We start from the raw sequence: 255 nt of genomic DNA on the forward strand, positions 1-255 counted from the left end.
CGTCAGCGAGATTGCTTGGGGTTATATGGTCAAGTGAAGAAGCGCATACGGTGGATGCCTTGGCAGTCAGAGGCGATGAAAGACGTGATAGCCTGCGATAAGCTTCGGTGAGGTGGCAAATGACCTGCGACCCGGAGATCTCTGAATGGGGAAACCCACCTAGCATAAGCTAGGTATCTTAACCTGAATCCATAGGGTTAAGAGGCGAACCAGGGGAACTGAAACATCTAAGTACCCTGAGGAAAAGAAATCAAC

Annotated in this window: 1 rRNA gene; it reads left to right on the forward strand. The window is 49.8% G+C overall.

The window, feature by feature from the left end:
• Nucleotides 1-27: 27 nt before the first annotated feature.
• Nucleotides 28-255, forward strand: a 23S ribosomal RNA gene (locus tag QMX82_RS26260); the annotation flags it as partial.

It is taken from the genome of Pseudomonas sp. PS02302, assembly GCF_029959585.1.
GTDB classification, from domain to species: domain Bacteria; phylum Pseudomonadota; class Gammaproteobacteria; order Pseudomonadales; family Pseudomonadaceae; genus Chryseomonas; species Chryseomonas aestiva.